Origin of the sequence: Pseudomonas sp. Z1-12 (assembly GCF_051132015.1) — a bacterium.
Taxonomy (GTDB): domain Bacteria; phylum Pseudomonadota; class Gammaproteobacteria; order Pseudomonadales; family Pseudomonadaceae; genus Aquipseudomonas; species Aquipseudomonas zanjanensis.
Genome location: NZ_CP071647.1, coordinates 2,919,990 through 2,935,376 on the forward strand (window position 1 = coordinate 2,919,990; position 15,387 = coordinate 2,935,376).

The 15,387-nt window shown below is 58.7% G+C and carries 9 protein-coding genes and 2 pseudogenes; 7 read left to right on the forward strand and 4 right to left on the reverse strand.

The window, feature by feature from the left end:
• Window positions 1–15: 15 nt before the first annotated feature.
• From macA to J3P85_RS12410, 3 genes and pseudogenes are all read left to right on the forward strand, one after another.
• Complete coding sequence (gene macA, locus J3P85_RS12400) at window positions 16–1,167, forward strand: macrolide transporter subunit MacA (RefSeq protein ID WP_434706018.1); 1,152 nt, start codon at window positions 16–18, stop codon at window positions 1,165–1,167.
• A gap of 2 nt (window positions 1,168–1,169) precedes the next feature.
• Window positions 1,170–1,857 (forward strand): annotated as a pseudogene (locus J3P85_RS12405) (ABC transporter ATP-binding protein); the annotation flags it as partial.
• A gap of 68 nt (window positions 1,858–1,925) precedes the next feature.
• Window positions 1,926–3,128, forward strand: a pseudogene (locus J3P85_RS12410) (ABC transporter permease); the annotation flags it as partial.
• A gap of 1,213 nt (window positions 3,129–4,341) precedes the next feature.
• Here the strand turns inward: J3P85_RS12410 and J3P85_RS12415 are convergent.
• Window positions 4,342–5,682: a diaminobutyrate--2-oxoglutarate transaminase family protein gene (locus J3P85_RS12415; RefSeq protein ID WP_434706019.1), complete on the reverse strand. Its 1,341-nt coding sequence runs from the start codon at window positions 5,680–5,682 to the stop codon at window positions 4,342–4,344.
• Between the two features lie 333 nt (window positions 5,683–6,015).
• Between J3P85_RS12415 and J3P85_RS12420 the strand changes: the two genes are divergently transcribed.
• From J3P85_RS12420 to J3P85_RS12430, 3 genes are read left to right on the forward strand one after another with little or no spacing between them, the layout of a single operon-like run.
• Window positions 6,016–7,410, forward strand: a complete 1,395-nt coding sequence (locus J3P85_RS12420) for an efflux transporter outer membrane subunit (RefSeq protein ID WP_434706020.1) — start codon at window positions 6,016–6,018, stop codon at window positions 7,408–7,410.
• Entirely contained in the window at window positions 7,407–8,510 is a 1,104-nt protein-coding gene (locus tag J3P85_RS12425; protein ID WP_434706021.1) for an efflux RND transporter periplasmic adaptor subunit, read from the forward strand. The genes J3P85_RS12420 and J3P85_RS12425 overlap by 4 nt, the downstream gene beginning before the upstream one ends.
• Window positions 8,507–11,581 carry an efflux RND transporter permease subunit gene (locus J3P85_RS12430; protein ID WP_434706022.1) on the forward strand — a complete coding sequence of 1,025 codons (3,075 nt, stop codon included), beginning with the start codon at window positions 8,507–8,509 and terminating at the stop codon, window positions 11,579–11,581. Before J3P85_RS12425 ends, J3P85_RS12430 begins: the two co-directional genes overlap by 4 nt.
• 69 nt (window positions 11,582–11,650) lie before the next feature.
• On the opposite strand, the gene J3P85_RS12435 is transcribed toward J3P85_RS12430, so the two are convergent.
• Window positions 11,651–12,517, reverse strand: coding sequence for a helix-turn-helix transcriptional regulator (locus J3P85_RS12435; protein ID WP_434706023.1), 867 nt, complete (start codon window positions 12,515–12,517; stop codon window positions 11,651–11,653).
• Between the two features lie 29 nt (window positions 12,518–12,546).
• Window positions 12,547–13,320, reverse strand: coding sequence for an acyl-homoserine-lactone synthase (locus J3P85_RS12440; protein WP_434706024.1), 774 nt, complete (start codon window positions 13,318–13,320; stop codon window positions 12,547–12,549).
• A 627-nt stretch (window positions 13,321–13,947) separates the two neighbouring features.
• Between J3P85_RS12440 and J3P85_RS12445 the strand changes: the two genes are divergently transcribed.
• Window positions 13,948–14,547, forward strand: coding sequence for a LysE family translocator (locus tag J3P85_RS12445; RefSeq protein ID WP_434706025.1), 600 nt, complete (start codon window positions 13,948–13,950; stop codon window positions 14,545–14,547).
• A 36-nt stretch (window positions 14,548–14,583) separates the two neighbouring features.
• Here the strand turns inward: J3P85_RS12445 and J3P85_RS12450 are convergent, their stop codons facing one another.
• Complete coding sequence (locus tag J3P85_RS12450; RefSeq protein WP_434706026.1) at window positions 14,584–15,312, reverse strand: helix-turn-helix transcriptional regulator; 729 nt, start codon at window positions 15,310–15,312, stop codon at window positions 14,584–14,586.
• Between the last annotated feature and the right edge of the window lie 75 nt (window positions 15,313–15,387).

Below are 15,387 nucleotides of genomic sequence, written 5' to 3' on the forward strand. Positions count from 1 at the left end.
CACTCATGGTTATTTATGGAAAAGTCGAAGTTTCGCAAAATCGCTATCGTGCTCGTCCTGGTCGTGGTGGCCGGTCTGATTTTCTACAGCGCGCAATCGCCGGGCAAACCGCCGGAGTACCTGACCGCCGAGGTCGAACGCACGGACATCGAGAACGCGGTGCTGGCCTCCGGCACGCTCGAGGGCATCAAGCAGGTCGACGTCGGTGCCCAGGTGTCGGGCCAGTTGAAATCGCTCAAGGTCAAATTGGGCGACAAGGTCAAGAAGGGTCAATGGCTGGCGGAAATCGATCCGATGCTGGCGCAGAACTCCTTGCGCCAGGCCCTGGTCAACGAGGAGAACCTGGTGGCCAAGCGGCAGGCTACGGCGGCGCAACTCAAGGACGCCAAGGCCACCTATGATCGCTACAAGAAACTGCAACCGGACGACGCGATCTCCAAGCAGGAATACGAGACCGCCGAGTCCAACTACAGGGTGGAAGAGGCGAACCTGCTCTCCCTCAATGCGCAGATAAAAGACGCCCGCATCCAAGTGGAAACCGCGCGGGTCAACCTGGCCTACACCCATATCGTTGCGCCGATCGATGGCTACGTGGTCGGGGTCGTGACGCAGGAAGGCCAGACCGTGATCGCCGAGCAACTGGCGCCGGTCCTGCTCAAGCTCGCCGACCTCGACACCATGACAGTCAAGGCGCAGGTGTCGGAAGCCGACGTGATCCACATCGTGCCTGGCCAAGAAGTGTATTTCACCATCCTGGGGGAATCGGAAAAGCGTTATTACGCCAAGCTGCGCGGCACTGAACCGGCGCCGCAGAACTTCCTCGAAACCCAGAACGCCGGGACGCCCAAGCAAAATACCGCAGTGTTCTACAACAGCCTCTTCGATGTGCCTAACCCTGACCATCGCCTGCGCATTTCCATGACGGCCCAGGTCCGTATCGTCCTCGACAAGGCCAAGGACGTGTTGACGGTTCCCGTCGCCGCCCTGGGTGCGAAAAACCAGGATGGCAGCTACGTGGTCCGTGTGCTGGATGCCGAAGGCAAGGCCCAGCCGCGTAATGTGAACATGGGCATCAACAACAACGTCAGGGTCGAGATCAAGGATGGCCTGGCTGAGGGTGACAAGGTCGTCATCGGCGAGCCGATCCCGGCCGTGGCGGGAGCCTGACCATGACCCAACCATTGCTGGAACTCAAAGGCATTACCCGCAGCTTCCAGGCCGGCGAAAAGGCCTTCATCGCCCTCAAGGACATCAACCTGACGATCAATGCCGGCGAGGTGGTTGCGATTACCGGGGCGTCCGGCTCCGGCAAATCGACCCTGATGAACGTGCTTGGCTGCCTCGACCATCCGAGCGCCGGGAGCTACAAGGTGGATGGGCGCGAAACCGGTTCGATGAACGACCGTGAACTGGCGGTGTTGCGTCGTGATCACTTTGGTTTCATTTTCCAGCGCTACCATTTGCTGCCGCACCTGAGCGCCTTGCACAACGTCGAGATGCCGGCGATTTATGCCGGCGCCGCCGAGTCGCAACGGCACAGCCGTGCCGGAGAGCTGTTGAAACGCCTGGGGTTGATGGGGCATTTGAGCAATCGGCCCAACCAGCTTTCGGGTGGCCAGCAGCAGCGGGTGAGTATCGCCCGGGCCCTGATGAACGGCGGCGACATCATTCTGGCGGATGAACCCACCGGTGCGCTGGACACCACCAGTGGCAAGGAGGTGATGAAGATTCTGCTGGAGCTCAACAGGGCGGGACACACGGTCATCATCGTGACCCACGATGAGAAAGTGGCGGCCCACGCCCAGCGCATCATCGAGATCCGCGACGGCGAGATCGTCAGTGATCGGCCCAATCCGCAACAACCCTTGGAGGATCAGTCGCCGCAAGGCACACGTCCGGCCAAGGTCAAGCCGGTGAACGGACTGCGCGCCAGCTTCGGCTTGTTCAGCGAAGCGTTCAATATGGCCTGGGTGGCACTGATCTCGCATCGAATGCGCACCCTGTTGACCATGTTGGGCATCATTATTGGTATCACTTCGGTGGTTTCGATCGTGGCCATCGGCGAAGGGGTCAAGGCGTATGTCCTGAAGGATATCCAGGCGATTGGCAGTAATACGATCGAGATCATGCCTGGGGCTGACTGGGGGGACAGTCGCTCGACCGCTATCGAAACCCTGGTGCTGTCCGACGTGACGGCCTTGAGCGACCAGTATTACATCGACAGCGCGACGCCCAACGTTGGCCGTAATCTGCTCTTGCGGTTTGAAAACATCGACATCAACGCGACCGTCAACGGTGTCAGCGAGAGCTATTTCCAGGTTCGTGGGATCAAGATCGGCTCCGGCGTCGCGTTCAGCAAGGACGATGCCCGGCGCCAGTCTCAAGTGGTGGTGATCGACCACAATACCCGCCAGCGACTGTTCCCGAACAGTGATCCGTTGGGCAAGGTGATTCTCATCGACAACCTGCCTTGTACGATCATCGGCGTGACCGAAGACCGCAAAAGCGTGTTCAACACCAACAAGAACCTGAACGTATGGATGCCCTATGAGACGGCGGCCGGCCGATTGCTGGGCCAGCGCTTCCTGGACAGCGTTACGGTGCGGATAAAGGATGGTCAGCCGAGCAAAATCGTAGAAGATCACGTCGTCAAGCTCCTGACCCAACGCCATGGCATCAAGGACTTTTTCACCTACAACCTCGACAGTGTGATGCAAACAGTGCAGAAGACCAGCCAGTCCCTGGCGCTGCTGCTCTCGTTGATTGCAATTATTTCGCTGGTGGTCGGTGGCATCGGTGTGATGAATATCATGCTCGTCTCGGTGACCGAACGTACCCGCGAGATAGGTATCCGCATGGCCGTCGGTGCACGCCAGTCGGACATCCGCCAGCAGTTCCTGGTGGAGGCGGTGATGGTGTGCCTGATGGGGGGGATGATTGGTATCGCCTTGTCGTTTGGTATCGGCTACGTCTTTTCGATCTTCGTCAAGGAGTGGCAGATGGTGTTCTCGGTGGGCTCGATCATCACCGCTGTCGTCTGTTCGACCCTGATCGGAGTCGTGTTCGGCTTCGTGCCTGCGCGCAATGCCGCGCGGCTCGATCCGATCAATGCATTGGCGCGGGATTGAGCCGGGCTGCCGGGCTCGAAGCCAGGCATGGAACCTGAAGTCAGGCACGGAACCTGAAGCCAGACATGGAACCTGAGGCCAGGCATAGAATCTGTGGCGAGGGAGCTTGCTCCCGCTGGGCTGCGAAGCAGCCCTAAACCCTGGCAGCTCGGTCCGTCTGGTTGATGGAGTCGACCGTGTTGGGGCCGCTTCGCGACCCAGCGGGAGCAAGCTCCCTCGCCACAGGAATTGTGCCTGGCGCCTTATACCGCGACGCATGCTTCATGGGAGCGTGTTTCGCCAACCTTCTCGCCTGTTCGAAGCGGTCCAGCACCATGCCGACCTCGGTCTCGGTGATGGTCAAGCATGAAGCCAGATATGGAACTTGAGGCCAGGCACGGAACCTGAAGCCAGGCATGGAACCTGAGGCCAGACATGGAACCTGTGGCGAGGGAGCTTGCTCCCGCTGGGCTGCGAAGCAGCCCTAAACCCTGGCAGCTCGGTCCGTCTGGTTGATGGAGTCGACCGTGTTGGGGCCGCTTCGCGACCCAGCGGGAGCAAGCTCCCTCGCCACAGGAATTGTGCCTGGCGCCTTATACCGCGACGCATGCTTCATGGGAGCGTGTTTCGCCAACCTTCTCGCCTGTTCGAAGCGGTCCAGCACCATGCCGACCTCGGTCTCGGTGATGGTCAAGCATGAAGCCAGATATGGAACTTGAGGCCAGGCACGGAACCTGAAGCCAGACATGGAACCTGTGGCGAGGGAGCTTGCTCCCGCTGGGCTGCGAAGCAGCCCTAAACCCTGGCAGCTCGGTCCGTCTGGTTGATGGAGTCGACCGTGTTGGGGCCGCTTCGCGACCCAGCGGGAGCAAGCTCCCTCGCCACAGGAATTGTGCCTGGCGCCTTATACCGCGACGCATGCTTCATGGGAGCGTGTTTCGCCAACCTTCTCGCCTGTTCGAAGCGGTCCAGCACCATGCCGACCTCGGTCTCGGTGATGGTCAAGCATGAAGCCAGATATGGAACTTGAGGCCAGGCATCGAACCTGAGGCCAGGCATGGAACCTGAGGCCAGACATGGAACCTGTGGCGAGGGAGCTTGCTCCCGCTGGGCTGCGAAGCAGCCCTAAACCCTGGCAGCTCGGTCCGTCTGGTTGATGGAGTCGACCGTGTTGGGGCCGCTTCGCGACCCAGCGGGAGCAAGCTCCCTCGCCACAGGAACTGTGCCTGGCGCCCTATACCGCTATGCGTGCCGCCTGCGGACGAGTTTCGCCAACTTTCTTCACCGCCTGTTCGAAGCGGTCCAGCACCATGCCGACTTCGGTCTCGGTGATGGTCAGGGGCGGCAGGAACCGGAGCACTGCGCCATGGCGCCCGCCGGTTTCCATCATCAAGCCATTGTCGAAGCAGTTGAGCTTGATGGCGTGTGCACGTGCGCCGTCAGCCTGGCCGGCGCGCTGATTGTGTGCCGGCTGGGTGATTTCCACGCCGATCATCAACCCGCGACCGCGGATGTCGCCGATGAACGGAAAACGCTGCGCGATGTCCCGCAGGCCGCTCTCCAGTCGCTCGCCCATTCGCGCGGCATGGGCGACGAGATGGTCTCTACGGATCTGCTGCATGGTAGCGGCGCCGGCAACCATTGCCACCTGATTGCCGCGAAAGGTTCCCGCATGCATGCCAGGCTCCCAGGTATCCAGATGTTCGGCATATACGATCACTGCCAATGGGTAGCCACCGCCGATGGCTTTGGACAGCACCAGGATGTCGGGGACGATGCCGGCGTGCTCGATGGCGAAGGTGCTGCCGGTGCGCCCCAGGCCGGTCTGGACTTCGTCGACGATCAGCAAGATCCCCTGCTCCAGAGTGATTTCCCGCAGGGCCCGCAGCCAGTTGGCCGAGGCCGGGATGCAACCGCCTTCGCCTTGCACCACCTCGACGATGACCGCCGCCGGTTTGGCGACGCCGCCTTCGGGGTCCGAAAGGACGGTACGGATGTAGTCGATGGACAGTTGATCGGTGTGTTCGCCATTCGTGCCGAACGGGCATCGAAACCGATAGGGGAAGGGCAGAAAGTGCGTGCCTTGGGCAATCATGCCGTCGCCGGTCTTGGGAGACAGCTTGCCCATCGCCGACAGTGCACCGGCCGTCATCCCATGGTAGCCGCCGTGGAACGCCATCAAGGGCGAGCGTTTGGTGTAGTGGCGGGCCAACTTGATGGCGGCCTCGACGGCATCCGAACCGCTGGGCCCGCAGAAGAGAATCTTGCTGGTGTCGCGCATTTTCGCCGGCAGCATCGAGAACAGTTCCTGCACAAACGCGTGTTTGGCCGGCGTGGCCAAGTCCAGCGCCTGCTGCAGGTGGTCGCTGTCGAGGAAGCGCATCACCGCATCCCGGACTTCGGGCGGGTTGTGCCCGAGGGCCAGTGTCCCGGCGTTCGACAGGCAATCGAGGAACTCCTGGCCGCTGGCATCCTTGATACGCATGCCCTTGCCGCTGACGAACAGTCGCTGGAAAGTCTGCGCATAGGTGCGTGCGTTCGACTCGATGTTTTCGAGGTAAGTGAGTGCTTCCATATTCGATCATCCATTGGCGATGGAAAGTGAACCGAGCGGGGGCCATTCATGCTCGACAGCAAGTGCAGCCATTACTGGGCAGGTCGAGATCATTTCAACAGGCCCCCGTCTTTATCGCGAGTTTTCCTGCCGGCAGCTGTCCCCAATTTCCACGCCAGACATCGGAACGGGCGCGCGGTTAAATAACTGCCACACGAGCCTCATCAAGCCATCGTTAATAATCTGCCGCCTCCCTGAGCTGTGCCGGTGCCGGGTGCCTTGCTGTGTTGTCACCTGTAGACGCCCTTAGAGAACGCTATGCATGTCTTCAAGCCCCCAGCGAGCATATTACTGGTGACACTGTGTGCGGTGGCCTTGAGTGGCTGCGTATTGGGCCCAGACTATCGGGTGCCGGACGTCCCGATCGCCGCCAAGTGGCAGGCTCCGGTGCCCCACGGCGCGTCCGTGGCGGCATTGGTCGACTGGTGGCGGCAATTCGATGACCCGGCGTTGGCCGAACTGTTGCGCCTGGCCGAAGCCGATAGCCCGTCCATGGACCAGGCCTGGGCCAATATCTCCCTGGCCCGTGCGACCGCCGACAGTGATGCCGCCGATGCCTTGCCCACGTTCGACGGCAGGCTGTCCGGTGGCCGAGGTGGACAGCAGACCGGTTCGGAGCGCCTGGGGGGCTCAGGTTCCTCGGCAACGATGGATGCCGCCTGGGAACTTGATCTGTTCGGCAAACTGCGACGCAACAATGAAGCGGCTAGCTCCCGTGTCGAGGCACGGGTGGATGACTGGCATGAAGCGAGGGTTTCGCTGGCGGCCCAAGTCGGCGACTCCTATGTGCAATACCGCGGATGCCAAAAGTTGGTATTGGCCTACCGCGACCAGGCCCTGTCACAACAAGACACCGCGCGCATGACGCGTCAGTCGTTCGGGGCGGGCTTCACGTCCTCGGCCGACGCGGCGCTGGCCGATGCCAGTGCCGCCAGCAGCGCTGCGGCCCTGGTCCAGCAACAGAGTGAATGCCAGGTGCTGCTCAAGAGCCTGGTGGCGTTGACAGGCAGTGATGAGGGGCAACTGCTGGAGGTGCTCGGCTACACGCCGGCGCAACTGCCGCAACCGGCCGAACTCAGTGTGCAGCAGATTCCGGCCGACTTGCTGCGCCAGCGCCCGGACATCGCCTCCCGCGAGCGTGAGCTGGCCGCGGCGAATGCCGAGATTGGCGTGGCCCAGGCTGAGCGCCTGCCGAGCTTGAGTCTTTCCGGGACGATTTCCGTGGGCACCATGGTCGGTCAGCGCAACCGCTCCTGGTCATTGGGCCCGGTACTGTCGATTCCGCTGTTCGACGGTGGCAAGCGTCGCGCGGCGGCGGAGGGTGCCAAGGCCTCGTATGAAGCGGCTCTGGCGGTCTATCGCCAAACGCTGCGCACCGGTGTGATGGAAGTGGAGCAGGCGTTGGTGCGTCTCGATGCGGCACGTCGCCGGGAGTCGGATGTGGAACGTTCCACCGCGGGTTTCCGTGAGTCTTTCGAGGCTATCGACCGCGGTTGGCAGGCGGGCAACGTCAGCCTGCTGGACCGGGAAACCGCCCGCCGCCAGGCGCTGACCGCCGAGATTGAATTGATCACCTTGCAGCAGGATCAAGTGCGCTACTGGATTGCCCTGTACAAGGCATTGGGAGGCGGCTGGCAGGTCGATCAGCCCCTGGCGCGGAGTCGGGCATCGGGCGGAGACGGCGCGTGAGGTCGAGACCGGGCAAATTCGCGTTGGCAATCGTCGTGTGCGCGATCGTGGCGGCGTTGATTTATTTTCGCCGGGGCGCTGAGCCGGCCGAGGCCGCGCCCCGGGTCAGCAGCTTGAGCGTGGAAGTCGTCCAGGCGCAACGCCAGGTCTGGCCGCAATTGCTGTTTGCCAATGGCGCGCTCGCCCCCTGGCAGGAAGCGGTCATCAATGCCGAGACCAGCAACCTGCGCATCGCCAGCATCGAGGCCGATGTGGGCAGCCGGGTAAAGAAAGGCCAATTACTGGCCACGCTGGCCAGCGAAACGGTGGTTGCCGAGGAAAACAAACAGAAGGCGCTCGTTGCCCAGGCCGATGCCAATCTGGAGCAGGCCCGTTCCAATGATCGTCGTGCCCGGGTCGTCGGACAGGGCGGGGCCTTGTCGGAGCAACAGCGCGAAGACTATCGAATCAAGGTCGCGCTCGCCGAGGCTGACCTCGCCAGCGCCCGTGCCGAATTGCAGAGTACGCGGATCAGGCTTGGACAAACCCGCATCGTCGCCGTGGACGATGGCGTCATTTCGGCGCGCACGGCGTTGCTCGGCAAGGTGCTTTCTGCCGGCGACGAGCTGTTTCGCATGGTGCGCGACGGCCGCATCGAATGGCAGGCCGAGCTGGATGCCCGTCAACTGGCCCACGTGCAGCCTGGCCAGGTCGCCCGTATGACATTGCCTGACGGCCAGAGCCTGGAAGGGCGCGTGCGGCTGGTGTCGCCTACGTTGGATACCAAGACTCGCCGAGGATTGATCTACGTCTCCCTGCCAATCGACAGCGCCGCCCAGGCCGGTATGTATGCCAGTGGCCAGATCGAATTGGCGCCGCGCGAGGCTGTCACGGTGCCAGACACTGCCGTCATCCTGCGGGACGGGCGCTCCTATGTATTCACGCTCAATGACGATATGCACGTTGTCCAGCGGCCGGTGGTGGTTGGCCGACGCATGCATCAGGCCGTGGAAATCCTCAGCGGCCTCGATGAGCCGGCGCGCATCGTGCGTGCCGGCGGTGCGTTCCTCAACGATGGCGCGAGCGTGACCCTCGTCCAATCCCAGGTCGCCCAGCCATGAACATTTCAGCCTTGTCGATCCGTCACCCGGTCCCGGCCGTCATGCTGTTCATCCTGCTGACGCTCTTTGGCCTGTCGGGTTTTGAAAAGCTCGCCATCCAGGATTTCCCTGACATGGACCTGCCGACGGTGGTGATCAGCGCCTCGCTGGAAGGTGCGGCCCCGGAGCAACTGGAAACGGAAGTGGCGCGCAAGATCGAGGACAAGCTGACGTCCCTGCGCCTGCTCAAGCACGTGACGACGAGCATCACCGACGGTGCCGTCAACATCAACGTCAGCTTTGACATCGACAAGGATGGCAACGAGGCGCTCAACGAGGTGCGCAATGCGGTCGACAGTGCCATGGCGCAACTGCCGGCGAGCCTGGATACACCGTCGGTTGCCCGGCTGACCACCAGCGCCTCGGCGTTGCTGACCTATGTCATTGACTCCGACAACCTGGATGAAGAAGCCTTGTCCTGGTTCGTCGACAATGAGTTGAGCAAACAGTTGTTGGCGGTGCCCGGGGTGGCCATGATCGCACGTACGGGCGGCGTCGATCGGGAAGTCCAGGTCGATCTCGACCCTGCGCTGATGGCGGGCCTGGGCATTCGCGTCGCGGACGTCGCCAACCAGTTGCGGGCCATGCAGAAGGACAACTCCGGCGGCCAGGGCAATCTGGGCAGCGGTCAGCAAGCCATGCGCACCTTGGGCGCCATTGATGATCCGGCGGCCCTCGGCGCTATCGATATTCCCAGTGGCGACGGGCGCCTGCTTGCCCTGGGGCAGTTGGCCGACATTCGTGACACCCATGCTGAACGTAGCTCGCGGGCGTTTCGCGATGGCCGGCCGGTGATCGGATTCCAGGTCACGCGCTCCCTGGGATTCTCCGATGTCGGCGTCGCCAATGAAGTGCGCAAGGCCATGACCGCGTTTGAGAAACAGCATCCCAACGTGCAGATCGTTGAGGTCAGTGACACGGTCAAGGCCGTGCTCGCCAATTATCACGACTCGATGAATTTGCTGTACGAAGGCATGCTGCTGGCGGTGCTGGTGGTCTGGTGGTTCCTGCGGGACTGGCGCGCCACCCTCATCGTCGCTACGGCGTTGCCGCTGTCGATCATCCCCACTTTCGGCGTGATGTACCTGGCCGGGTTTACCCTCAACGCTGTTTCGTTGTTGGCCCTGGCGTTGGTCATCGGTGTGCTGGTGGACGATGCCATCGTCGAGATCGAGAACATCGCTCGGCACTTGCGCATGGGCAAGACCCCGCTCCAGGCCGCCACCGAGGCTGCGGATGAAATCGGCCTGGCGGTGCTCGCCACGACGGTCACCCTGGTCGCGGTTTTCCTGCCCACGGCGTTCATGGGGGGCGTCGCCGGGAAGCTGTTCCGCCAGTTCGGTGTGACGGCGTCGGTTGCGCTGCTGTTCTCACTGCTGGTGGCGCGGCTGCTGACGCCGATGATGGCGGCTTATTTCCTCAAGGCAAGGAACGAAGCCGACCATGACAGCGCCTTGATGACCCGTTACCTGGGCTGGATTCATCTCAGCCTGACTCGGCGCAAGACAACGATGGCTCTGGCCGGCCTGTGCTTCGTCGCAGCTCTGGCGTTGGTGCCCTTGCTGCCCACCAGTTTCCTGCCAGCCCAGGACACCGGCCGTAGCAAAATCACGTTGGAGTTGCCGCCAGGAACGACGCTGGAACACACCAGCGCAATGGCCTTGCAGGCCAGCGAGCGGCTGCGTGAGCTTCCTGACGTTACGCATGTGTTCAGCTCGGTGGGGACCGCCAGCAGTTCCGGCTCGAGCCCTGCCGATATCACCGGCGCTGGCGATGCGGTCCTGACGGTGGAACTTGCTCCCCGGGATGCCCGCGATCGCAAGCAGGTGGAGGTGGAAGCGCAGATGCGCCAGGTGTTGCGCACACTCCCGGGCGTGCGCATCAACGTGGGCGGCGATGGCAGCGGAGAGAAGCTCAATATCGTCCTTGCCAGCGATGACGGCGATCTGCTGGAGCGCACGGCAAGCGCCCTTGAGCCCCAGTTACGTGAGCTGCGCGGGATCGGCAATGTCTCGTCCAGTAGCGCCTTGCAACGACCGGAGATCCAAATGCGACCGGATTTTGCCCGGGCAGCGGAACTGGGCATCACCAGCCAGGACATCGCCGATACATTGCGCATGGCGACTTATGGCGAATACTCTTCGCAACTGGGCAAGATCAATTTGTCCCAGCGCCAGGTGGATGTGCGGGTGCGCATGGATTCGCTGTTGCGCGACGACCTGCAGGCGATCAGCCAATTGCGGGTAACCGGACGAGACGGCCAGGTCGCCCTGGCCTCGTTGGGGGACATCAGCATGGGCAGCGGGCCGGCGCAAATCAGCCGGCTGGACCGCCTGCGCAATGTCACCCTGTCTGTAGGACTCAATGGTCGCAACCTGGGTGAGGTCATGGCCGAGGCCCGCCAACTGCCGGTGATGCGCAACTTGCCAGCCGAAGTGAAGTTGGTGGAGCAGGGCGAACTGCAGTTGATGACGGAACTGTTCGCCAGCTTCGGCCTGGCCATGGCCATTGGCGTGTTCTGTATCTACTCGGTCCTGGTGTTGCTGTTCCACGACTTCTTGCAACCGGCCACGATTCTTTCGGCACTGCCGCTCTCGCTGGGTGGCGCGTTATTGGCCTTGCTGATCTGCAATTTCAGTTTTTCCCTGCCATCGGTCATCGGCTTGTTGATGCTGATGGGCATCGTGACCAAGAACTCCATTTTGTTGGTGGAGTACGCCATCGTGGCTCGCCGCGATTACGGCCTGGGTCGATACGATGCGTTGGTGGATGCTTGCCACAAACGTGCCCGCCCGATCCTGATGACGACCGTTGCGATGGGCGCCGGGATGTTGCCGACGGCGATGGGAATGGGCGAAGACCCGAGTTTCAGGCAACCGATGGCGGTAGTGGTCATGGGAGGGTTACTGACGTCGACGCTGTTGAGCCTATTGGTGGTGCCGGTGATTTTTACTTATGTGGACGATGCGTTGGAATGGTTGAAGCGTCGCACTCGAACATCAGTGGAAGCCGGTGTGGCGGGGGAGGGTTGAGGGGGAAAACAATATTCCCCCAACAAATACTCGATTCGGTCAATGAATGAGCAATCGTTGGGGGTGGGTTTACACGGCTTGTTGAATGGCGTTACTGCCATTCCATTCCAGGTGGGCCGGTGTGGCATCCATCGAATGCATCCAGCGGATCAGCGAACGACGCCCGCCAATTCCCATCTTGATAGCGGCACGCTTTAGATAACTTTCGACGGTATTGACTTTCAGGTTCAGTTGCTCGGCAAGTTCAGGAGCGGTACGCCCGGCCAGCAGACCCACACAGACTTCCGTTTCACGAGAGGACAAACTCAAGCCCGATAAAAGCAGTCGATCGGCGAACCTTTGGCGCAGCGCTTCCATGCCGCCGTTTTCCGAAGCGTCCAATGCCAGGAAAGGATCCGGCCGAGTGGACTCCGGTGGAACAAGGGCCGCTACATGCTCTTCGACCATCGGCAATAAAAGACAGGAAAAATCTTTCAACAATGCATGTTCTTGGGCGGTAAATCCTTTTGAAAGAGGCGAACGGTAAATAGACAGTACATAACGACGGCCATTCTTTCGGGTGCTCAGGTGTAACTGGGTCGTTGTGCTGTAGGCAGGCAATTTTTCCGAGCGCTCGCATTTAAGCAGGCATCGGGAGAAGTTGGGTATTTTTTGCGGTGCTGCGTCTTCAAAGAGAATATCGTCGGCCAGGAAGAAAGGCTTGGCGGTATGCGTGTCCATGAGGGCACCGATACAGGCGTTGTCCATACCGACGCAGCCGATGCTGGAGGCGCTCGGTTCAGACATGTTACTTGTGCCGATCCGTTGCTCGGTAATATGGGTTGCGTCCACGGGTATTTCCGTGAGTATCAGGTCGTGCAACATCCGAGGGAAGTTGCGGCTGCCGGTACTGGCAATGACTTTGCCAACGTGCGGGAATAATCGTTGTAGGTTCATCCTTTCTCCAAAATCATCCAATTATTTGATTAAAGCTGCAGCTCAGTGTGCATGGGTATCTTTGCCGGAATGTTTCGGCCGGCGAGTAGCTGGGGAGTGTCCAGGGATTTATGGAGTCTATCTGACGAGCGGTGTGCCATGCGCGAGTGGGTAAGTACAGTTGTTCGATATATGGCGTTTTTGCTGAGGACCTCCTCATAAGTTTTCAAAGTGCATGGCAATGTGCCGTAGATGATCTGTTCTCCCTTCGAGCCTAATGCGCTGTTGATTCTTTCAATTGGCCAACCAGAACGTTTCAGGATTTTTGCCATCAGGGTGTCAACGACAATCTCATACGTGTGAATTTTTTGTTGTTGGGCAAACTTAATCATTGACAGGAAAAGTACCGCTGTGCGAATGTCTACATTAGCTCGGGTGAGTTTTCTCGTGGAAAAATTATTGGCTGAAAGTGCAAATCTAGTGGCTTCCCAACAGTGACTCAAAGGCGGTCTGGTTTTTTCGGTGGGAAGAATAAAGCTCAGGGACCCACTCATCAATGTGGGTTTGCTGGAGGGGCGTAGTCGAACGCAGCCGGTGACGCGGTCGTTTTCATGGGCGTAGAGATAGAGTGCGTCGGGGTCGTCGTATTCATCCCACTCATAATCGCTGCCTTGATAACTTTTAATGTCCCATTTCTTTCGATCGATGAAGGCGAGTTTTCGAATGGACAATATTTGTTCGAGGGTGTCGAGGGGGATGTTTGAGTAGCTTACGATGCGGGTGGATACGCCGGAAAATTCATAGGTGCACGGGGAGTAGTTCATCGGTGCGACTTCTTGGCTGCAGGTGAAGCTACTGTTGACTTTGCACTAAGGTATTTCAACTGTCCTAAAGTACAGTCTTTGATTAATAGAGCGTGTAGCCTAATTAGGGCGGTGTGCTGGCGAGGCGCCTTAGTAAGTAGGTGTGAATTCGTTAGTTGTGGATTTGTATTGCTGGGAATCCAAAAAAGTATAGGCGCGAAATGGTGGCAAACTGGTGTTGATTAAAGGGTGTCGCCTGAAAATGAAATAAATCTGGTCTATTGTTTTTTTGACGATCTTGAAGTGTTGTTCTGTAAAGGATTGATATTGTTTTGATCAAAAAATTGACGCGCTGAAATAAACTCTAGTGCCTGTAAACAAAAGGTCATCTAGTCGTGGGCTCGGTGACTTTTTATCGCGGGTTGACTCACGGACAGGGGGCCCAAGAATTATGGATTGGCAAGCGGTTCGAAGAGGTATGGCACATTGATGGTGGTCTAGTGTGATTGCTCTATTTAAGTTGGTTGTCTGACCTCGTATGACTGAGTTGCTGACTTCACATGGCTCTGCCTGAAGTCATGTGGAAGGATGACGGATCGATCTGACCCTGGAAACTGGCCGTACCGGCTCCTGATATGGATGGATACTATGAATTATATTGCGCTTTCGTTGTTGACCGTGTTGTTGGTCCCGGGACCAACGAACTCATTGTTGTTGCAAGCGGGAATAAGTAGAGGGCTCAATTCGCTTTCGATGCGCTTCGTTGCAGCAGAATGGTTGGCATACATTATTCAAATGACGATGTGGGGCGTATTCATTGATTTACTGATAACCGAACACTCGTGGGTAGTGATCGCCACCAAGATCTTTGCTGTGTGTTTTCTGTTTTATATTTCCTTGAAACTTTGGTTTTCGGTAAAGGACCATGGGCCTGGCGCAACGACGGGTATTACCGTTCCAGATTTGTTCGTGGCAACGCTGACAAATCCAAAAGGCTTGTTTTTTGTTTCCTTCGTTGCGCCGGCGGGAACATTCCTGTCGCTGGATAGCTGGCTGTCGTTCATGCTGCTATTTTCAGCCATTATTTTTCCGGTGGGGTTGGTGTGGATTGCGGCGGGCGCTTTTTGTGGTCGAAAGTTTCACGCGATTGTATCCGGACGATTTTTAAATCGAGCCATTTCCCTGGTGATTGGGTTGTTTGCCTGCGGCATGCTTTTCAATATCGCATCCCAGGTGAATTTCGCCTGAGTGTGCTCTGGTATTAAGGTTGAGTGGCGACGAATGTTAGATGAGGTTCAACTGCGCCGCTTTGAACATGGCTTGCTTGACGTTGGTGCACTCCATTTTTTCAGTCATTTGCTTGGCATGAAATTTCACTGTTCGTTCGGTGATATTCATGATCAAGCCAATTTCCTTATAGTTTTTTCCAAGCGCAAGCCAGTGCAAGAATTCTATTTCCCTGGGCGATAGCTTGAGCGTGCTTTCTACACCGATCTCAATCGGGCGGTGCTGGTTGGCGATGATGCTGAGCGTCTGAATAATGACCATATTCTCCCTGACAATAGTTGGGAAGTCAGGATCATTCTCTTCCGAGGATAGGTGAATAGAACCGAACGATCTGCCCGGCTCATGAATCGGAATGGTGAACCCTTGTTTGATGCCATAGGACGCGGACTGATCAAATATTTCCGGGTTATTGTCCAGTTCTTGTGGAATTTCATCCCAGAAAAATGGCGTGGCGGTAATGGCTGTGTTGGCCATGACCGGATCTGATTTATGCAATGAATTTCTGCGGTAAGTGTCCACCCATTCAGCGGGGTAATTGCTGTGGATGGAGACTTTGGCATTATCGAAGGGTGCGGCGTCCAGATGAACATAAGCAAACTTTTCAAGCCCTAGTTTCGAGAACATCCAACCGAGTATCTCGGTGTACTCGTCGTGGCTTTTCCCTGGGATATTATTCTCCACCTCTTGAATTAAATTGAACAGGTGGCTTGGAATAGGCTTGAGCATAATGGATGCGCTCGATAAATATTAATGTGAATACCTTTGCACAGTCAGGTATATCACCTTGATATTCGCCAAGCG